At 45.6% G+C, this 18,607-nt stretch carries 31 protein-coding genes; 1 reads left to right on the top strand and 30 read right to left on the bottom strand.

The window, feature by feature from the left end:
• The first annotated feature begins 189 nt into the window (after nucleotides 1-189).
• Nucleotides 190-1,164 (top strand): hypothetical protein, encoded by a 975-nt coding sequence (locus ACHUFW_RS21435; protein WP_394205965.1) that lies wholly within the window; start codon nucleotides 190-192, stop codon nucleotides 1,162-1,164.
• A 69-nt stretch (nucleotides 1,165-1,233) separates the two neighbouring features.
• Here ACHUFW_RS21435 and rplQ read toward each other — a convergent pair whose 3' ends face one another.
• The 30 genes from rplQ to fusA form a co-directional block, all read right to left on the bottom strand.
• On the bottom strand, nucleotides 1,234-1,632 hold the full coding sequence (rplQ, locus tag ACHUFW_RS21430) for a 50S ribosomal protein L17 (protein WP_179022994.1): 399 nt from the start codon (nucleotides 1,630-1,632) through the stop codon (nucleotides 1,234-1,236).
• A gap of 39 nt (nucleotides 1,633-1,671) precedes the next feature.
• A complete protein-coding gene (locus ACHUFW_RS21425; protein WP_028764663.1) occupies nucleotides 1,672-2,661 on the bottom strand; it encodes a DNA-directed RNA polymerase subunit alpha in 990 nt (329 codons plus the stop codon).
• A gap of 24 nt (nucleotides 2,662-2,685) precedes the next feature.
• Entirely contained in the window at nucleotides 2,686-3,306 is a 621-nt protein-coding gene (gene rpsD / locus ACHUFW_RS21420; RefSeq protein ID WP_394205963.1) for a 30S ribosomal protein S4, read from the bottom strand.
• 35 nt (nucleotides 3,307-3,341) lie between these two features.
• Nucleotides 3,342-3,734 (bottom strand): 30S ribosomal protein S11, encoded by a 393-nt coding sequence (rpsK, locus tag ACHUFW_RS21415; protein ID WP_028774681.1) that lies wholly within the window; start codon nucleotides 3,732-3,734, stop codon nucleotides 3,342-3,344.
• Nucleotides 3,735-3,751: 17 nt separating this feature from the next.
• Nucleotides 3,752-4,108, bottom strand: a complete 357-nt coding sequence (gene rpsM / locus ACHUFW_RS21410; RefSeq protein ID WP_011863987.1) for a 30S ribosomal protein S13 — start codon at nucleotides 4,106-4,108, stop codon at nucleotides 3,752-3,754.
• Between the two features lie 116 nt (nucleotides 4,109-4,224).
• Nucleotides 4,225-4,338, bottom strand: a complete 114-nt coding sequence (gene rpmJ / locus ACHUFW_RS21405) for a 50S ribosomal protein L36 (protein ID WP_006083579.1) — start codon at nucleotides 4,336-4,338, stop codon at nucleotides 4,225-4,227.
• 21 nt (nucleotides 4,339-4,359) lie between these two features.
• Nucleotides 4,360-5,700, bottom strand: coding sequence for a preprotein translocase subunit SecY (secY, locus tag ACHUFW_RS21400; RefSeq protein WP_028774680.1), 1,341 nt, complete (start codon nucleotides 5,698-5,700; stop codon nucleotides 4,360-4,362).
• Between the two features lie 7 nt (nucleotides 5,701-5,707).
• On the bottom strand, nucleotides 5,708-6,142 hold the full coding sequence (rplO, locus tag ACHUFW_RS21395) for a 50S ribosomal protein L15 (RefSeq protein WP_028774679.1): 435 nt from the start codon (nucleotides 6,140-6,142) through the stop codon (nucleotides 5,708-5,710).
• Between the two features lies 1 nt (nucleotide 6,143).
• Nucleotides 6,144-6,329, bottom strand: a complete 186-nt coding sequence (gene rpmD / locus ACHUFW_RS21390) for a 50S ribosomal protein L30 (protein ID WP_020912153.1) — start codon at nucleotides 6,327-6,329, stop codon at nucleotides 6,144-6,146.
• Nucleotides 6,330-6,335: 6 nt separating this feature from the next.
• Complete coding sequence (gene rpsE / locus ACHUFW_RS21385; RefSeq protein WP_028774678.1) at nucleotides 6,336-6,839, bottom strand: 30S ribosomal protein S5; 504 nt, start codon at nucleotides 6,837-6,839, stop codon at nucleotides 6,336-6,338.
• An 11-nt stretch (nucleotides 6,840-6,850) separates the two neighbouring features.
• Complete coding sequence (gene rplR / locus ACHUFW_RS21380) at nucleotides 6,851-7,201, bottom strand: 50S ribosomal protein L18 (RefSeq protein WP_028774677.1); 351 nt, start codon at nucleotides 7,199-7,201, stop codon at nucleotides 6,851-6,853.
• A 10-nt stretch (nucleotides 7,202-7,211) separates the two neighbouring features.
• Nucleotides 7,212-7,742: a 50S ribosomal protein L6 gene (gene rplF / locus ACHUFW_RS21375; protein WP_394205959.1), complete on the bottom strand. Its 531-nt coding sequence runs from the start codon at nucleotides 7,740-7,742 to the stop codon at nucleotides 7,212-7,214.
• A 10-nt stretch (nucleotides 7,743-7,752) separates the two neighbouring features.
• Nucleotides 7,753-8,145: a 30S ribosomal protein S8 gene (rpsH, locus tag ACHUFW_RS21370; protein WP_394205957.1), complete on the bottom strand. Its 393-nt coding sequence runs from the start codon at nucleotides 8,143-8,145 to the stop codon at nucleotides 7,753-7,755.
• 23 nt (nucleotides 8,146-8,168) lie between these two features.
• Entirely contained in the window at nucleotides 8,169-8,474 is a 306-nt protein-coding gene (gene rpsN / locus ACHUFW_RS21365) for a 30S ribosomal protein S14 (RefSeq protein ID WP_394205955.1), read from the bottom strand.
• A gap of 10 nt (nucleotides 8,475-8,484) precedes the next feature.
• A complete protein-coding gene (gene rplE, locus ACHUFW_RS21360) occupies nucleotides 8,485-9,024 on the bottom strand; it encodes a 50S ribosomal protein L5 (RefSeq protein ID WP_011863978.1) in 540 nt (179 codons plus the stop codon).
• 12 nt (nucleotides 9,025-9,036) lie between these two features.
• The gene (gene rplX, locus ACHUFW_RS21355; RefSeq protein WP_394205953.1) at nucleotides 9,037-9,351 is read right to left on the bottom strand and encodes a 50S ribosomal protein L24; all 315 of its coding nucleotides are present in this window, start codon (nucleotides 9,349-9,351) and stop codon (nucleotides 9,037-9,039) included.
• 11 nt (nucleotides 9,352-9,362) lie between these two features.
• Nucleotides 9,363-9,731, bottom strand: a complete 369-nt coding sequence (rplN, locus tag ACHUFW_RS21350) for a 50S ribosomal protein L14 (RefSeq protein ID WP_028774671.1) — start codon at nucleotides 9,729-9,731, stop codon at nucleotides 9,363-9,365.
• Nucleotides 9,732-9,910: 179 nt separating this feature from the next.
• On the bottom strand, nucleotides 9,911-10,159 hold the full coding sequence (rpsQ, locus tag ACHUFW_RS21345) for a 30S ribosomal protein S17 (protein ID WP_394205952.1): 249 nt from the start codon (nucleotides 10,157-10,159) through the stop codon (nucleotides 9,911-9,913).
• On the bottom strand, nucleotides 10,159-10,350 hold the full coding sequence (rpmC, locus tag ACHUFW_RS21340) for a 50S ribosomal protein L29 (RefSeq protein WP_394205950.1): 192 nt from the start codon (nucleotides 10,348-10,350) through the stop codon (nucleotides 10,159-10,161). Before rpmC ends, rpsQ begins: the two co-directional genes overlap by 1 nt.
• On the bottom strand, nucleotides 10,350-10,760 hold the full coding sequence (gene rplP / locus ACHUFW_RS21335) for a 50S ribosomal protein L16 (protein ID WP_028774668.1): 411 nt from the start codon (nucleotides 10,758-10,760) through the stop codon (nucleotides 10,350-10,352). Before rplP ends, rpmC begins: the two co-directional genes overlap by 1 nt.
• A gap of 11 nt (nucleotides 10,761-10,771) precedes the next feature.
• Nucleotides 10,772-11,461, bottom strand: coding sequence for a 30S ribosomal protein S3 (gene rpsC, locus ACHUFW_RS21330; RefSeq protein WP_394205948.1), 690 nt, complete (start codon nucleotides 11,459-11,461; stop codon nucleotides 10,772-10,774).
• Between the two features lie 9 nt (nucleotides 11,462-11,470).
• On the bottom strand, nucleotides 11,471-11,803 hold the full coding sequence (gene rplV / locus ACHUFW_RS21325; RefSeq protein WP_028774666.1) for a 50S ribosomal protein L22: 333 nt from the start codon (nucleotides 11,801-11,803) through the stop codon (nucleotides 11,471-11,473).
• Between the two features lie 15 nt (nucleotides 11,804-11,818).
• Nucleotides 11,819-12,097 carry a 30S ribosomal protein S19 gene (gene rpsS, locus ACHUFW_RS21320; protein WP_006083596.1) on the bottom strand — a complete coding sequence of 93 codons (279 nt, stop codon included), beginning with the start codon at nucleotides 12,095-12,097 and terminating at the stop codon, nucleotides 11,819-11,821.
• Nucleotides 12,098-12,108: 11 nt separating this feature from the next.
• Complete coding sequence (rplB, locus tag ACHUFW_RS21315; RefSeq protein WP_394205947.1) at nucleotides 12,109-12,936, bottom strand: 50S ribosomal protein L2; 828 nt, start codon at nucleotides 12,934-12,936, stop codon at nucleotides 12,109-12,111.
• Between the two features lie 16 nt (nucleotides 12,937-12,952).
• A complete protein-coding gene (gene rplW / locus ACHUFW_RS21310; protein ID WP_028774664.1) occupies nucleotides 12,953-13,252 on the bottom strand; it encodes a 50S ribosomal protein L23 in 300 nt (99 codons plus the stop codon).
• Nucleotides 13,249-13,854 carry a 50S ribosomal protein L4 gene (gene rplD, locus ACHUFW_RS21305; RefSeq protein ID WP_394205945.1) on the bottom strand — a complete coding sequence of 202 codons (606 nt, stop codon included), beginning with the start codon at nucleotides 13,852-13,854 and terminating at the stop codon, nucleotides 13,249-13,251. Before rplD ends, rplW begins: the two co-directional genes overlap by 4 nt.
• 16 nt (nucleotides 13,855-13,870) lie before the next feature.
• The gene (gene rplC / locus ACHUFW_RS21300) at nucleotides 13,871-14,509 is read right to left on the bottom strand and encodes a 50S ribosomal protein L3 (RefSeq protein ID WP_394205943.1); all 639 of its coding nucleotides are present in this window, start codon (nucleotides 14,507-14,509) and stop codon (nucleotides 13,871-13,873) included.
• A 27-nt stretch (nucleotides 14,510-14,536) separates the two neighbouring features.
• A complete protein-coding gene (rpsJ, locus tag ACHUFW_RS21295; RefSeq protein WP_011070616.1) occupies nucleotides 14,537-14,848 on the bottom strand; it encodes a 30S ribosomal protein S10 in 312 nt (103 codons plus the stop codon).
• Nucleotides 14,849-15,214: 366 nt separating this feature from the next.
• Nucleotides 15,215-16,399 carry an elongation factor Tu gene (gene tuf, locus ACHUFW_RS21290; RefSeq protein WP_394205940.1) on the bottom strand — a complete coding sequence of 395 codons (1,185 nt, stop codon included), beginning with the start codon at nucleotides 16,397-16,399 and terminating at the stop codon, nucleotides 15,215-15,217.
• A gap of 83 nt (nucleotides 16,400-16,482) precedes the next feature.
• Complete coding sequence (gene fusA / locus ACHUFW_RS21285; RefSeq protein WP_394205938.1) at nucleotides 16,483-18,579, bottom strand: elongation factor G; 2,097 nt, start codon at nucleotides 18,577-18,579, stop codon at nucleotides 16,483-16,485.
• Between the last annotated feature and the right edge of the window lie 28 nt (nucleotides 18,580-18,607).

Below are 18,607 nucleotides of genomic sequence, written 5' to 3'. Positions count from 1 at the left end.
GAGTTCGCTTAACTATTGATTTCATAACACTCTCCAAAAAAGGTTTGAAAAGTGTCAACGTTATTTAGGACGGGTCACCCCTTTCAAAAAAGGCCTCGTATGAGGCCTTTTTTATGCCCGTTATATGGCTAGATCTTTACCTAACGACTATAACTAGAGTAGTCATTGCTGCGACAGGTATGGCATCTAATGCGGGCCTTATATCTACTTATTTTCTTGTACCTTTTTACTGCCGACATCGGCGCGGCGAACATCGTTTTAGTTGATAGTTATCATCATGGCTATGGTTGGTCTGCACAATACCGTGAGGGGTTAAAAGCGACCTTAGGTGTAGAGCACCAGCTCAAGGTATATGAACTCGATGCGAAGCGTTTACCGCAAACAGAGCTAACTATCGCTGCAGACAGGCATTTTACAGCCATTATTAACGCAAAACCTGACCTGGTCATTCTAGGTGATGATCACGCGATTGCATTGCTTAGCGAGCGATTGATGGACCATCATTTTCCCCTAGTGGTGCTCGGCCTTAACGCTAACCCTCGCAACTACAATCTTCACACCTATCAAGATATATCCGGCCTGTTAGAACGCCCAATATATCGACGCTCTGTGCTTCTCGCTAGTGAATTGTTACCAAAGAAGCAAACACATAAGTTTTTGGTACTTTTCGATAATAGCGCGACATCGAAAATGGCGCTCAACGAAGTCAGTTTAAACCTCAAACCAATAACGATTGCTGGGCATCAAATAGAATTCGCAAGTACTAACGACTATACCGAATGGCAGCGGTTGGTTTCGACCAGTAAAGATAATGGATATAGTGCGGTATTTGTCGGCCTCTACCATACCTTAATGAGCGAAGAGCAACATATTCCCCACCAACAAGTTGCTAAGTGGGCAGCAAAGTCGACACCCGCACCGATATTTGCCTTTTGGGACTTTGCTGTCACCGATGGTATGTCATTAGGTGGGTTTGTTCTCAATGGCTACAACCATGGCGTACAGGCCGCTAAACTTTGCTTAATGCGACTAACTCAACAACAGCAAGCAACTAAATTTATCACTGATAGGCGCGGTAAATATTATTTTAGCAGAGCCGAATTAGAGAGGTGGCAAATTACATTGCCTAGCAGGGTGGAATATCAAAGTGATTTCTTTAAATAGAATTAAGATTTGAGGCTGCTGAAAATAAAAAAGCCAGGCATAGCCTGGCTTTTTTAAATGAATTACCTATTACTCAGCAGCAGCTTCTTCTTCAACAGCTTCAGCAGCTTCTGGGCGTCCTACTAGTTCAATATACGCCATAGGCGCTTTATCACCAGTACGTAGACCGCACTTAAGGATACGGGTGTAACCGCCAGGACGTTCCTGGTAGCGTGGACCCAATTCATTGAATAACTTACCGACAACTTCTTGGTCGCGAGTACGAGCAAATGCCAAACGACGATTTGCAACGCTATCACTTTTAGCAAGTGTTATCAGAGGCTCAACTACGCGACGCAGTTCTTTCGCCTTAGCTACAGTAGTCTTGATCACTTCGTGACGGACTAAAGAACCAGCCATGTTACGGAACATAGCTTGACGGTGACTGCTGTTGCGGTTTAGTTGACGACCACTCTTACGATGGCGCATGACCTAATCCTTATTACCTAAATCTGTACAAACTTGGACTTATAGGTCGTCTGCTAAACTAGCTGGAGGCCAGTTTTCTAGACGCATACCTAAAGAAAGTCCACGAGAAGCTAACACGTCCTTAATTTCAGTAAGAGATTTCTTACCTAAGTTAGGCGTCTTAAGCAGCTCGACCTCAGTACGCTGTACCAGATCTCCGATGTAATGAATCGCTTCGGCTTTCAAACAGTTAGCCGAACGTACAGTTAGCTCTAGATCGTCGACAGGACGCAACAGAATTGGGTCGAACTCTGGTTTCTCTTCTTTCTGCTCTGGCTCAGTGACATCACGCAGTTCAACGAATGCATCTAGCTGTTCGGCTAGGATTGTCGCTGAACGACGAATTGCTTCCTCAGGATCAATAGTACCGTTAGTGGTCATATCGATAACGAGTTTGTCTAAGTCAGTACGCTGTTCAACACGTGCCGCTTCAACATTATAAGCAATACGCGCAACAGGTGAGAAAGATGAATCCACTAACAAGCGACCGATTGGGCGATCGTCGTCTTCGGTTTGTGCACGAGCTGACGCTGGTACATAACCACGACCACGCTCAACACGAATACGCATGCTGATGTCGTTGTTACCTGTCAAATGACAAATAACGTGATCAGGATTCATAATAGTAACATCACCATCGTGCGTGATATCTGCTGCGGTAACAGGGCCTGCGCCTGACTTGCTTAAAGTAAGCATAGCCTCGTCTTTACCCTCGACAACCACTGCTAAACCTTTAAGGTTTAACAAGATTTCTAGGATATCCTCTTGTACGCCTTCCTTGCTGCTATACTCGTGCAATACACCATCAATCTCAACTTCGGTGACCGCGCAGCCGGGCATAGACGACAATAGGATACGACGCAACGCGTTACCTAAAGTGTGACCAAAACCACGCTCAAGCGGTTCCAGTGTAACCTTGGCACGTGTTGGGTTAACCTGCTCGATATCAACGAGACGCGGTTTAAGAAATTCTGTAACAGAACCCTGCATTGTGTCCTCTCTTGTTTATTAGCTTTACTTAGAGTAAAGCTCGACGATCAGCTGTTCGTTAATTTCCGCAGATAAATCACTACGTTCTGGTAGACGCTTGAAAGCACCTTCCATCTTAGCGTTATCTACTTCAACCCATGTTGGCTTTTCGCGCTGAGTAGCAACTTCTAAAGCAGCCTTAATACGAGCTTGCTTTTGAGACTTCTCACGAACGCTAATTACATCATTCGCAGACACTTTGAATGATGGAATGTTAACAACGCGGCCGTTAACCATAATTGACTTGTGGCTAACTAGCTGACGTGCTTCTGCACGTGTAGCACCAAAACCCATACGATAAACAACGTTATCTAGACGAGTTTCTAAAAGAGACAGTAGGTTTTCACCAGTGTTACCTTTTAGACGTGCTGCTTCTTTGTAGTAGTTACGGAACTGCTTTTCTAGCACTCCATAAGTACGACGAACTTTTTGTTTCTCGCGTAGCTGTACGCCGTACTCAGAAAGACGGGTCTTACGAGCGCCGTGCTGTCCTGGTGCAGCTTCTAGCTTACACTTCGAATCGATTGCTCTGACACCGCTCTTTAGGAAAAGGTCTGTACCTTCTCGGCGGGTAAGCTTGAGCTTGGGACCCAAGTATCTTGCCATGTTCTTTCTCCAACTATCCTATTTAAAACGGGCGATTAAACGCGACGTTTCTTAGGAGGACGACAACCATTATGAGGGATCGGCGTCACATCGGTAATGTTGGTTATCTTGTAACCAACCGCGTTCAGCGCTCGAATAGCTGACTCACGTCCTGGACCTGGACCCTTCACAAAAACTTCAAGGTTCTTAACACCGTAATCCTGAGCAGCAGTACCTGCGCGCTCAGCGGCAACCTGTGCAGCAAATGGTGTAGATTTACGTGAACCACGGAAACCTGAACCACCAGATGTAGCCCAAGAAAGAGCATTACCTTGACGATCTGTAATGGTGATAATTGTGTTGTTGAAAGAAGCATGGATATGAGCCATGCCATCAGCAACCTGTTTACGTACGCGCTTGCGCGTTGAACGTGACGGAACTTTAGCCATATTGGTTTACCTTCCCGTTACTTTCTAATTGGCTTACGTGGACCCTTACGCGTACGCGCATTGGTCTTAGTACGTTGCCCACGAAGGGGCAGGCTACGACGGTGGCGGAGACCACGGTAACAACCAAGGTCCATAAGACGCTTGATGTTCATAGAGATCTCACGACGCAAGTCACCTTCTACAATGTATTTGGCAACTTCTTCGCGTAGGGTATCAATTTGAGCTTCGCTCAATTCCTTGATCTTAGCATCTTCAGCAATTGAAGTAGCTGCGCAGATTTGTTGTGCGCGAGTCAATCCAATGCCATAGATAGCAGTCAATGCAATGACTGTATGCTTTTGATCAGGAATGTTAATGCCAGCGATACGGGCCACTATGCACTCCTCATAAGTTAAAGGCCATCTGTGAAAAGCCCGGTAGGATACTCGACAGATGACAATTTTGCAAATTAAATTTTAGCCAGCTCATTATTTGAGCTGGCTAATAGCTTTTAGCCTTGACGCTGTTTGTGTTTTGGTTCAACACAGATAACGCGTACAACGCCACTACGCTTTACGATCTTGCAGTTACGGCAGATCTTCTTCACGGAAGCTCGAACTTTCATTTCATCACTCCGTAAAGCTACTTAGCGACCAAAGCGATCTAAGTTCGCTTTGTTTACTAGGTTAGCTTTCTTCATCACAGACTCATACTGATGAGACATCATATGGGTCTGAACCTGAGCCATGAAGTCCATGATTACAACTACCATAATTAGTAGTGAGGTACCGCCAAAGTAGAACTGTACCTTCCAAGTAATTAACATGAACTCCGGAATTAAACAGATAAAGGTAATATACAACGCACCAGCTAAGGTCAAACGTGTCATTACTTTATCTATGTATCGCGAAGTCTGTTCGCCAGGACGAATCCCGGGAATGAACGCACCACTCTTCTTTAAGTTGTCTGCTGTTTCGCGTGGGTTAAATACCAACGCAGTATAGAAGAAACAGAAGAATATGATCGCTGCTGAGTACAATAATGAGTAGAGCGGTTGTCCTGGTGACACAGCAAGTGAAAAATCACTTAACCATGACAAAGACTCATTTTGACCAAACCACTGAGCCAGTGTGCCTGGGAACAAAATGATGCTCGACGCAAAAATTGGTGGAATCACACCCGCCATATTTACTTTAAGAGGTAAATGGGTACTTTGCGCAGCAAACACCTTACGGCCCTGCTGACGCTTAGCGTAGTTAACAACGATACGTCGTTGACCACGTTCCACAAATACAACAAAGTAAGTTACAGCAAATACAATTACAGCAATCAACAACAATACGAGTGGGTTCAAGTCGCCTTGACGCGCCTGCTCGGCCGTTTGACCGATAGCAGATGGTAGACCAGCAACAATACCTGCGAAAATTAATATCGAGATACCATTACCAATGCCCCGCTCGGTAATCTGTTCACCTAGCCACATAAGGAACATTGTTCCGGTAACTAAGCTCACAACAGCAACAAAATAAAAACTGAAGCCTAAGTTTACTACTAAACCTGGGACTAAGTTTGGTAATCCTGTTGCGATACCAATTGACTGGAATGTACCCAGTACCAATGTGCCGTATCGTGTATATTGACTGATCTTCTTACGTCCTGATTCGCCTTCCTTCTTCAGTTCGGCTAATGCAGGATGCACAACTGTCAACAATTGCATGATAATCGATGCCGAAATATACGGCATGATGCCCAATGCAAAGATAGAAGCACGTTCAAGGGCACCACCAGAGAACATGTTAAACATGCCTAAGATGGTATCCCTTTGCTGATTGAACAGCTCTGCTAATACAGCTGCGTCAATACCAGGAATTGGTACGAACGAACCGGCCCTAAAGACGATAATCGCACCAATCACGAACAGGAGACGGGTTTTCAATTCTGATAAACCGCCTTTCGCGCTTTTTAAATCAAGTCCTGGTTTTGCCATCGACGTATTATTCCTCGATCTTTCCGCCGGCAGCTTCAATAGCTGCACGTGCACCTTTGGTTACCTTAAGACCTTTTACGGTCACTGGGCGGTCAATGGTACCTGAAAGAACGACTTTAGCAAACTGTATGTTGCGAGTAACTAGATTCGCATCTTTCAGTGCATTTAAGTCGACAACATCACCGTTAACTTTAGCAAGCTCGCTAATGCGAACTTCTGCAGTTACCATCGCACGACGCGAGGTGAAACCGAACTTAGGCAAACGGATCTTAAGTGGCATTTGACCACCCTCGAAACCGACGCGAACGCCGCCACCTGAACGAGACTTCTGACCTTTGTGGCCGCGACCACAAGTTTTACCAGTGCCTGAACCGATACCGCGACCTACACGCTTAGCTGCTGATTTTGCACCTGCAGCAGGTGATAGAGTATTTAGACGCATCTTATACTTCCTCCACCGAAACCATGTAGTATACCTTGTTAATCATACCGCGAACCGAAGGAGTATCTTCTAGTTCAACAGTGTGATTAATACGGCGTAGACCTAGACCAGTCAAAGTTGCACGATGCTTAGGCAAACGTCCAATTGAACTCTTAGTCTGAGTTACTTTTAAAGTTTTAGTTGCCATGGTGCATTAACCTCGAATTTCATCAACATTAAGGCCACGCTTAGCAGCGATTTGAGAAGGTGACTTCATGTGCACCAACGCATCTACTGTTGCGCGAACGATGTTGATCGGGTTAGTAGAACCGTATGCTTTCGACAGTACGTTATGAACGCCTGCTACTTCCAATACGGCGCGCATCGCACCACCGGCAATAATACCAGTACCTTCTGACGCTGGTTGCATGTATACACGAGAACCAGTGTGACGACCCTTAACAGGGTGGTGCAAAGTACCATTTACAAGTTCTACAGAAACAATGTTACGGCGAGCCTTTTCCATTGCTTTCTGGATAGCTGCAGGTACTTCACGCGCTTTACCATAGCCATAGCCAACTTTACCATTACCATCACCAACTACTGTAAGAGCAGTGAAGCTAAAGATACGTCCGCCTTTAACTACTTTAGAAACACGATTTACTGCAACTAATTTTTCTTGCAGATCGTCTTTTTGCTGAGCTTCAAATTTAGCCATTTTTATACCCCTTAGAACTGGAGGCCAGCTTCACGAGCGGCGTCTGCTAATGCAGCAACACGTCCGTGATACTTGAAACCGGAACGATCGAATGCAACTACGGTAACGCCTTTTTCGATAGCGCGTTCTGCAATAGCTTTACCTACTGCTTTCGCTGCATCTACGTTGCCCGTGTATTTAAGCTGCTCTGATACCGCTTTTTCAGCAGTAGAAGCTGCAACCACAACTTGTGCTTCGGCGTTGATCACCTGAGCATAAGTGTGACGTGGTGTACGATGTACAACCAGACGGTTAACGCCCAGCTCTTGGATCTTCTTACGGGCGCGAGTCGCGCGGCGCAAGCGAGATGTTTTCTTATCCATATCGCGTTACCTACTTCTTCTTAGCCTCTTTACGGCGTACTTGTTCATCAGCATAGCGAACACCTTTACCTTTGTAAGGCTCTGGTGGACGGTAGCCACGAATCTCAGCAGCAACTTGACCAACTAACTGCTTATCAGCACCTTTCAGTACGATTTCAGTTTGTGATGGGCATTCTGCCGTTACGCCGTCTGGAAGCTGGTGAACTAGAGGGTGTGAGAAACCTAGAGTCAAATCAACGCCTTTACCAGCAACTTTTGCACGGTAACCAACACCGATAAGAGTCAGTTTCTTCTCGAAACCTTCACTTACACCAACAACCATGTTGTTGATTAGAGCTCGAGCAGTACCAGCTTGAGCTGCAGTGCTTGCAGTTTCAACTGGTGAACACTTAACTTCGTTGTTTTCAACAACAACAGAAACTTCAGCGTTAATTTCTCGAGTTAGAGTACCTTTACTGCCTTTAACAGTAATGGTCTGTTCGTTTAAAGTCACTTCTACGCCTGCAGGGATAGCGACTGGTGCTTTTGCGACACGAGACATTGCTAGCTCCTTATGCTACGTAGCAGATAACTTCTCCACCCATACCGTTTTGGCGGGCAGCACGATCAGTCATCAAACCTTTAGAAGTGGACACGATTGCGACACCCAGACCGCCCATCACCTTTGGTAGCTCGTTTTTACCTTTGTAAATACGAAGACCAGGACGACTTACGCGCTGGATAGTCTCAACGACTGGTTGGCCCTGGAAATACTTAAGTGTGATTTCTAGAACCGGTTTGGCTTCGCCTGCTACGGCGTAGTCAGTAATGTAACCTTCTTCTTTAAGCGTTTGTGCAATAGCAACTTTTAGCTTAGCAGAAGGCATAGATACTGATACTTTGTTAGCAGCTTGGCCGTTACGAATGCGAGTTAACATATCCGCAATAGGATCTTGCATGCTCATAATAGCTTACTCCGTGACAAGTATTACCAGCTGGCCTTACGCAGACCAGGAACTTCACCACGCATGGTAGCTTCACGCAATTTGATACGGCTTAGGCCGAACTTGCGTAGGAAACCATGTGGGCGACCAGTTTGACTACAACGATTGCGCTGACGCGCAGCACTTGAGTCACGTGGTAGTGCCTGCAGCTTAAGAACTGCATCCCAACGATCTTCATCAGAAGTTGTTGGATTGCTAATGATAGCCTTAAGTGCTAGACGCTTTTCAGCGTACTTAGCCACGAGCTTTGCACGTTTTGCTTCACGTGCTTTCATTGAACTTTTTGCCATTTCGCTACCCTTATTTCTTGAATGGGAAGTTAAAGGCGTCTAGTAAAGCACGGCCTTCTTCGTCATTCTTCGCAGTAGTCGTGATAACAATATCCATACCACGGATCTTATCGATTTTATCGTAATCGATTTCCGGGAAGATGATTTGCTCACGAACACCCATTGCGTAGTTACCACGTCCGTCGAACGACTTAGCGCTCAAACCACGGAAGTCGCGGATACGCGGGATTGCGATATCAACTAAACGCTCAAGGAATTCCCACATACGCTCACCACGTAGTGTTACCTTGCAGCCGATCGGGTAGCCATCACGGATTTTAAAACCAGCAACTGATTTACGAGCTACAGTTACAACTGGCTTTTGGCCGGCGATAGCAGTCATGTCACGAAGCGCGTGCTCCATAACTTTCTTATCTGCTACAGCTTCGCCAACACCCATGTTAAGGGTGATTTTCTCAATCCGAGGGACTTGCATGACACTGGTATAACCGAACTTTTTAGAAAGTTCTGCAATAACAGTCTCTTTATATTTATCATGCAGTTTCGCCATCGTTTACTCCAATTACTTAACGAGTTCACTGTTCGACTTAAAGAAACGGACTTTTTTGCCGTCTTCAAATCGGAAACCAACGCGATCAGCTTTGCCAGTGGCAGAGTTGAAAATCGCTACATTTGATGCTTGTATTGGTGCTTCTTTCTCAACAATACCACCAGTCACACCCAGTTGTGGGTTAGGCTTCTGGTGCTTCTTGACAAGATTGATGCCCTCTACAATTAATTTACCAGTTGGCAAAACTTGAGAAACCTTACCGCGTTTACCCTTGTCTTTACCTGCTAGTACAATTACTTCGTCTTCACGACGGATTTTAGCTGCCATTTTGAAGCTCCTTACAGTACTTCTGGTGCCAGTGAAACAATTTTCATAAATTGTTCTGTACGCAATTCACGCGTCACTGGGCCAAAGATACGAGTACCAATCGGTGCAAGGTTTGCATTAAGCAATACCGCTGCATTCCGATCGAAGCGAATGACAGAACCGTCTGAACGACGTACGCCTTTCTTAGTACGGACTACCACCGCGTTATACACGTCACCTTTCTTCGCTTTACCGCGAGGAATTGCTTCTTTAACAGAAACCTTGATGACGTCGCCGATACCGGCATAACGACGATGAGAGCCACCCAAGACCTTAATACACTGAACTCTACGAGCGCCACTGTTACAGGCGACTTCTAGAGTCGATTGCATTTGGATCATTTTAAGTGCTCCGCTATCGTTACTTCACAAATCCCACAATTGGGCATAATTACACCTATTTCTGACCCGAATTTAGTCAAAAATGGCGCGCAAGTATAACACCCAAAAAAAGGAATAGATAGTATTAAAAATAAAAACGGCCCCTAAAATTGGAGCCGTTTACCTAAGCGCCTAATAAATTAGGCTTTTGACACTACTTCAACCAGAGTCCAAGACTTAGTCTTAGACAGCGGACGGCATTCGCGAATAGTCACGATATCGCCAGCATTACACTGATTTGTTTCGTCATGTGCATGGATCTTAGTAGTACGCTTAAGGAACTTACCGTATAAAGGGTGTTTTACCTTACGCTCAATAGCTACAGTGATAGACTTGTCCATCTTGTTGCTAAGTACTCGACCTTGCAAAGTACGGATTTTATCAGACATTATGCACCCGCCTTAGAAGTAATAATTGTCTTAACGCGCGCAATGTTACGACGCACGATTTTAAGCTGATGAGTCTGTGACAACTGACCAGTGGCGTGTTGCATACGCAGGTTAAACTGCTCACGCAGCAGACCAAGCAGTTCAGCGTTCAGTTCTTCAACGCTCTTTTCTCTTAGTTCGCTCGCTTTCATTACATCACCGTCTTAGTTACGAAGGTAGTCTTAATAGGAAGCTTAGCAGCAGCAAGAGTAAACGCTTCACGCGCTAGCTCTTCTGATACGCCATTCATCTCATAAAGAACCTTACCAGGTTGAATCTGGCAAACCCAATATTCAACGTTACCCTTACCTTTACCCATACGCACTTCAAGTGGCTTAGAGGTAATTGGCTTGTCTGGGAATACGCGAATCCAGATTTGACCTTGACGTTTAATGTGACGTGTCATAGCACGACGCGCAGATTCGATCTGACGCGCAGTCAAACGACCACGACCAACGGCTTTCAGACCGAAATCACCGAAGCTTACTTCAGTGCCGTTCGCAAGACCGCGGTTACGGCCTTTGAACATTTTACGAAACTTCATTCGTTTTGGTTGCAGCATTGCCAGCTCTCCTATTTACCGCGAGGCTTACGCTTCGGCTGCTGTTTCGGCTCTTCCAATGCAGGCACGATACCGTCTAGAACTTCACCTTTGAAGACCCAAACTTTAACGCCGATCACACCGTATTGAGTGTGACTTTCTGCAGTTGAATAGTCGATATCAGCACGCAGTGTATGTAGAGGCACACGACCTTCACGATACCACTCCGAACGCGCAATCTCTGCACCGCCTAGACGGCCGCTCACTTCAACTTTGATACCTTTAGCACCAAGACGCATAGCGTTTTGTACTGCGCGCTTCATAGCACGACGGAACATAACACGACGCTCTAGCTGAGAAGCGATGCCTTCGGCAACTAGCTTCGCATCTAGCTCTGGCTTACGGATCTCAGCGATGTTGATTTGAGCTGGAATACCAGTCAATTTGGCAACTTGGTTGCGCAACTTTTCAACGTCTTCGCCTTTCTTACCAATCACAACACCTGGACGGGCAGTGTGAATAGTAACGCGAACACTCTTCGCTGGACGCTCGATAACAATCTTAGAAACTGATGCTTGCTTAAGTTTCTTTTCTAGAAACTTACGCACTTCCCAGTCGCTGCTCAAGTTATTGGCATAATCTGATTTATCAGCGTACCAAGTCGAGATCCAAGGCTTAGTGATACCCAGACGGATACCATTAGGATGTACTTTCTGTCCCATTGCTAACTCCTAGCGATCTGATACAACCACAGTAATGTGGCTGGTACGCTTGATAATGCGATCAGCACGGCCTTTAGCACGTGGCATGATACGCTTCATTGTTGGACCTTCGTCTACAAAGACTTTTCCAACTTTCAGCTCATCAATGTCAGCACCTTCATTGTGCTCAGCATTAGCGATAGCAGAATCTAGTACTTTCTTAAGAAGTACAGCTGCTTTCTTTGGGCTAAAAGTTAAAACTTCTAGAGCCTTATCAACAGGCAGTCCACGAATTTGATCTGCAACCAAACGACACTTTTGAGGCGACGTACGGGCAAAACGATGTTTAGCTAAAACTTCCATCTTATGTCTCCCGTATTAACGCTTCTTCGCTTTCTTATCAGCAGCATGGCCGCGATAAGTGCGAGTTGGTGAAAATTCACCAAGCTTGTGGCCGATCATTTCGTCAGTTACGAACACAGGTACGTGCTGACGACCATTATGGACAGCGATGGTCAACCCAATCATGTTTGGGATGATCATTGAGCGGCGAGACCAAGTCTTAATAGGCTTCTTGTCACCCGCTTCCATCGCTTTCTCTACCTTCTTCAGCAAGTGTAGGTCAATGAATGGACCTTTCTTGAGAGAACGTGGCATGGCGAATCCTCTTACTTTTTATTACGACGACGTACGATGTACTTGTCGGTGCGTTTGTTACTACGAGTTTTGTAACCCTTAGTAGGCTGACCCCATGGAGAAACAGGGTGACGACCACCAGATGTACGGCCTTCACCACCACCATGTGGGTGATCTACTGGGTTCATTGCAACACCACGAACTGTTGGGCGTACGCCTCTCCAGCGCTTGGCACCAGCTTTACCTAACTGGCGTAGCATGTGCTCGGCATTACCAACTTCACCCAATGTCGCGCGACAATCTACAGGTACTTTACGCATTTCGCCTGAACGAAGACGTAGAGTAGCGTATTCGCCATCACGAGCAACAACTTGAACATAAGTACCAGCTGAACGAGCGATCTGAGCGCCTTTACCAGGCTTCATTTCTACTGCGTGTACAACACTACCCACTGGGATGCTGCGTAATGGTAGAGCGTTACCGCTCTTGATTTCAGCGTCGATACCAGATTGAATCTGATCACCAGCTTGCATGCCTTTAGCTGCAAGGATGTAACGACGCTCACCATCAGCATAAAGAACCAATGCGATGTTAGCTGTACGGTTTGGATCATATTCCAAACGCTCAACTTTAGCAGGGATACCGTCTTTGTTACGCTTGAAGTCAACAATACGGTAATGCTGCTTGTGTCCACCACCTACGTGACGAACAGTGATACGACCGGTGTTATTACGGCCACCACTTTTAGACTTTTTCGCCAACAGGCCAGCAAAAGGTTTACCCTTGTGCAGATCGCTGTTTACCACTTTAACTACGTGGCGGCGACCAGCAGAAGTTGGCTTACACTTAATAACTGCCATGATAATTCTCCTTTGCTTACTCAGCGCCGACGAAATCGATGTCAGCACCAGCAGCTAGAGTAACGTAGGCTTTTTTCCAATCGCTACGACGGCCAGTACGGGCACCGTGACGCTTAGTTTTACCTTTGTTCACTAGAGTGCGAACTGAATCTACTTCAACTTCGAACAACTTAGCTACTGCAGCTTTAATTTCAGCTTTAGTCGCGTCGATAGCTACACGGAAAACTACCGTGTTGTTATTTTCTGCGCAAACAGTACTCTTTTCAGAGATATGCGGCGCTAGAATAACTTTTAGCAAACGTTCTTCGCTTATCATCCCAGCATCTCCTCGATTTGCTTAACAGCATCAGCAGTCACTAGTACTTTGTTGAACGCGATTAGACTTACTGGGTCGATACCAGCAACGTCACGTACGTCAACTTTGTATAGGTTACGTGCAGCTAAGAACAAGTTCTCGTCAATTTCTGGAGTAACAATTAACACGTCTTCCAGGTTCATTTCTGCCAATTTAGCTTTAAGCTCTTTAGTTTTAGGAGCTTCAACACCAAATGACTCAACTACAACAAGACGGTCTTGACGTACTAACTCAGACAGAATGCTCTTAAGCGCTCCGCGGTACATCTTCTTGTTAACTTTTTGGCTGTGATCTTGTGCTTTAGCAGCGAATGTTACGCCACCACCACGCCAGATTGGGCCTTTAACAGTACCAGCACGTGCACGGCCAGTACCTTTTTGACGCCATGGCTTTTTGCCAGAGCCAGTTACTTCTGCGCGAGTCTTTTGGCCACGAGTGCCCTGACGCGCGTTTGCAGCGTATGCTACAACTACCTGATGAACCAGTGCTTCATTAAAGTCACGGCCGAAGGTAGTTTCGGAAACTTCCAGAGCACTTTGTGCGTCTTTCAATACCAATTCCATTACTATCTCCTCAGACCTAAGCTTTAACGGCAGGCTTGATGATCAGGTCGCCATTAGTAGCGCCTGGAACTGCACCCTTAACCAGAAGCAAGTTACGCTCTGCATCTACACGTACTACGTCTAGATTTTGAGTCGTTACACGCTCTGCACCCATGTGGCCAGACATTTTCTTACCTTTGAAAACGCGACCAGGTGTCTGGTTTTGACCGATAGAACCGTTGGCTCTATGTGCCAATGAGTTACCATGTGTTGCATCTTGGGTACGGAAGTTCCAACGCTTAATACCGCCTTGGAAACCTTTACCTTTTGATTGACCAGTAACATCAACTTTCGCTACATCAGCGAAGATATCAACATTTAGCTCAGCACCTACTTCAATGCCTTCGCCTTCACCATCTGCCAAACGCATTTCCCATAAACCACGACCAGCTTCTACGCCAGCCTTAGCAAAGTGACCTGCTTCTGGTTTAGTGATGCGATTAGCTTTTTTGGTGCCAGTAGTAACCTGAAGTGCACGGTAACCGTCTGTCTCTAAAGTTTTCACTTGAGCAACACGGTTAGCTGCAACTTCGATTACTGTTACAGGTATAGACGCACCATCTTCAGTGAAGATACGAGTCATACCTACTTTACGACCGATAAGACCGATAGCCATCTCTCAAACCTCTTCTAAGGATCTCAATTAACCTAAGCTAATCTGAACGTCAACACCAGCCGCAAGATCAAGACGCATAAGTGCGTCTACAGTCTTTTCAGTCGGCTCTACGATGTCAACAAGACGCTTATGAGTACGAAGTTCGTACTGATCACGCGCATCTTTATTAACGTGTGGAGAGATCAAAACGGTATAACGCTCTTTACGCGTTGGTAGTGGGATTGGACCACGTACCTGTGCGCCTGTACGCTTAGCAGTTTCAACGATTTCCGCAGTAGACTGATCGATCAAACGATGATCAAATCCTTTTAAGCGGATACGGATTCTTTGGTTCTGCATTGACCAGAGCTCCTAAAATGGACACATAAAAAATCACCCTCTAGCTTCTTCCTTATTGGAAAAGCAGAGCGAGATGATTTAACCGTTCGACTCCAAATCGGAGTCGCTGTATTATTTTACGTCGGCTTCAAGAACCGACAATGATTCGCCTAATGGTTAAGGCGAGGGGGTATTATACTGATCTAATGATAGAGATCAACCCCATTGTGTGAATTACCAACAATTTCGTTTGTGGCTCACCAAGTGGCGGCTATTATACTCAGGAAACAATGAAAAGCTAGCGCTTTATTAATTCGCCCAAATAAATCAATTCCAATAAAAAAGGCAGCCTAAGCTGCCTTTTCTTACCACTAAATCTTCGACTAATTAGTCTACGATTTTAGCTACAACACCAGCACCAACTGTACGGCCACCTTCACGGATTGCGAAGCGTAAACCTTCGTCCATCGCGATTGGGCAGATTAGTGTAACAGTCATCTTGATGTTATCACCTGGCATTACCATTTCTACGCCTTCTGGTAGCTCGATAGTACCTGTTACGTCAGTTGTACGGAAGTAGAACTGTGGACGGTAACCTTTGAAGAATGGAGTGTGACGACCACCTTCTTCTTTCGAAAGTACGTATACTTCTGATTCGAAAGTTGTGTGTGGAGTGATTGAACCTGGAGCGGCTAGTACTTGACCACGCTCTACTTCATCACGCTTAGTACCACGTAGTAGTACACCACAGTTCTCACCTGCACGACCTTCGTCAAGCAGCTTACGGAACATTTCTACACCAGTACAAGTTGTCTTCGTAGTCTCTTTGATACCTACGATTTCAATCTCTTCACCTACTTTGATGATACCACGCTCAACACGACCTGTTACTACTGTACCACGGCCTGAGATTGAGAATACATCTTCAATTGGTAGAATGAACGCACCGTCAATTGCACGCTCTGGCTCTGGAATGTAAGTATCTAGCGCTTCTGCAAGCTCAATGATCTTAGCTTCCCACTCTGCTTCACCTTCTAGGGCTTTAAGTGCAGAACCTTGGATAACTGGTAGGTCATCACCTGGGAATTCATACTCAGAAAGAAGTTCACGAACTTCCATTTCTACTAGTTCTAGAAGCTCTTCGTCATCTACCATGTCACATTTGTTCATGAATACGATGATGAAAGGTACACCTACCTGACGAGAAAGTAGGATGTGCTCACGAGTTTGTGGCATTGGGCCATCTGTAGAAGCAACTACTAGGATTGCGCCGTCCATCTGTGCAGCACCAGTGATCATGTTTTTAACATAATCCGCGTGACCTGGGCAGTCTACGTGTGCGTAGTGACGAGTTGGAGTGTCATATTCGATGTGAGAAGTATTAATTGTAATACCACGCTCACGCTCTTCTGGAGCGTTATCGATTTGTGCGAAATCACGTGCTTCACCACCGTATGTCTTAGTCAATACAGCAGAGATAGCAGCAGTTAGAGTTGTTTTACCATGGTCAACGTGTCCAATAGTACCAACGTTAACATGGGGTTTACTACGTTCAAATTTTTCTTTAGCCACGATATATTCCTTTCTTTTCAGAAGTGCTCACTTTTCGTGAGCAATAGCAATCAATATAGCAGTTATGAAATTATGCGGTATGTTTATCCGCGCGCTTCCATAACTGATTTAGCAACATTTTGAGGTGCGTCAGCGTACTTCAAGAACTCCATAGAGTATGAAGCGCGACCTTGTGTCGCACTGCGCAGGTCAGTTGCATAACCAAACATTTCAGATAAAGGCACAACGGCTCGAACGATTTTGACGCCACCAATGCCGTCTTCCATACCTTCGATTAATCCGCGTCGTCTATTTAAGTCGCCAACCACATCACCCATATAATCTTCAGGTGTTGTTACCTCAACTTTCATACAAGGTTCTAACAAGGCAGGGTCTGCTTCAAGCGCACCCTTTTTAAAGCCCATAGAGCCTGCGACCTTAAACGCCATTTCGTTTGAGTCGACATCATGATATGAGCCGTCAAACAAAGTGACTTTAACATCCAGTACAGGGAAGCCAGCCAATACGCCGTTCTTCATCTGTTCTTGGATACCTTTATCTACTGCAGGGATGTATTCTCTTGGAACCACACCACCAACAATCTCATTGACAAATTCGTATCCAAAGCCTTCTTCTTGAGGCTCTAGTTTCAGCCAAACATGACCAAATTGACCACGTCCACCAGACTGACGAACGAATTTGCCTTCTACTTCAACAGCTGAGCGAATTGTCTCACGGTAGGCCACTTGTGGTTTACCCACATTACACTCAACACTAAATTCACGACGCATACGGTCTACGATAATGTCTAAGTGTAGCTCACCCATTCCCGAGATCAGTGTCTGACCTGATTCTTCATCAGTTTCAACACGGAAAGATGGATCTTCCGCAGCTAGCTTTTGCAGCGCGATAGCCATTTTCTCTTGGTCGGCTTGAGAGCGAGGCTCTACAGCAATCGTAATTACTGGCTCAGGGAACTCCATACGTTCCAGGATAACTTTGTGGTTAGCATCGCATAAGGTATCACCAGTGGTAACATCTTTTAGACCAATGGCTGCGGCGATATCGCCAGCGCGCACTTCTTTGATCTCTTGTCGGTCGTTAGCATGCATCTGCACCATACGACCAATACGCTCACGCTTTTGCTTAACAGAGTTGTATACACCAGAACCGGTTTCTAGCACACCTGAATAGACGCGCATAAATGTTAAGGTGCCAACGAATGGGTCAGTTGCAATCTTAAATGCCAATGCTGAAAATGGTTCGTTGTCGTCAGAATGACGCTCTACTTCATTTTCGTTCTCATCGATGCCCTTAATTGCAGGTACTTCGATTGGAGAAGGCAAATAATCAATCACAGCATCTAAAACTGCTTGTACACCTTTGTTCTTAAATGCAGAACCACAGGTCGCAAGTACAATTTCATTCGCTAGAGTACGTTGACGTAATGCTTGCTTAATTTCAGCTTCTGATAACTCGCCCTCTTCGAGGTACTTGTCCATCAGTTCTTCTGAAGCTTCAGCAGCACTTTCAACAAGGTATTCACGCATTTCAGCTGCTTTATCAGCTAGCTCAGCGGGAATATCTTCATAGGTGAACGTTGTGCCTTGATCAGCTTCAGACCAGTTAATAGCCTTCATTTTTATCAAGTCAACCACACCTTTGAACTCTTCTTCTGCACCGATATTCAAATGAATCGGTACACAAGTTGCGCCCAAACGGTTACGAATCTGCTCTACCACACTTTCAAAGTCTGCACCGGCACGATCCATCTTATTGACGAAAACGATACGAGGTACATGATACTTATCGGCTTGACGCCAAACAGTCTCTGACTGTGGTTCAACACCAGAAGAACCACAGAACACAACTACGGCACCATCAAGTACACGCAAAGAACGTTCTACTTCAATTGTGAAGTCAACGTGACCTGGTGTATCGATGATGTTGATACGGTGCTCAGTATACTGTGCATCCATACCACGCCAGAACGTAGTTGTCGCAGCAGAGGTAATGGTAATACCACGCTCTTGCTCCTGCTCCATCCAATCCATAGTGGCTGCGCCATCATGAACTTCACCGATCTTATGAGACATACCGGTGTAGAATAAAACACGTTCTGTAGTTGTGGTTTTTCCTGCGTCAACATGAGCACAAATACCGATATTACGGTAACGCTCAATTGGAGTTGTACGAGCCACGATTAAACCCTCTTTACTAGTGATAACA

Source organism: Shewanella waksmanii, from assembly GCF_043643685.1.
Classification (GTDB): Bacteria; Pseudomonadota; Gammaproteobacteria; order Enterobacterales; family Shewanellaceae; genus Shewanella; species Shewanella waksmanii_A.
Note: the sequence above shows the minus strand (reverse complement) of the source record. Positions and strands in the feature narration are given on the sequence as shown.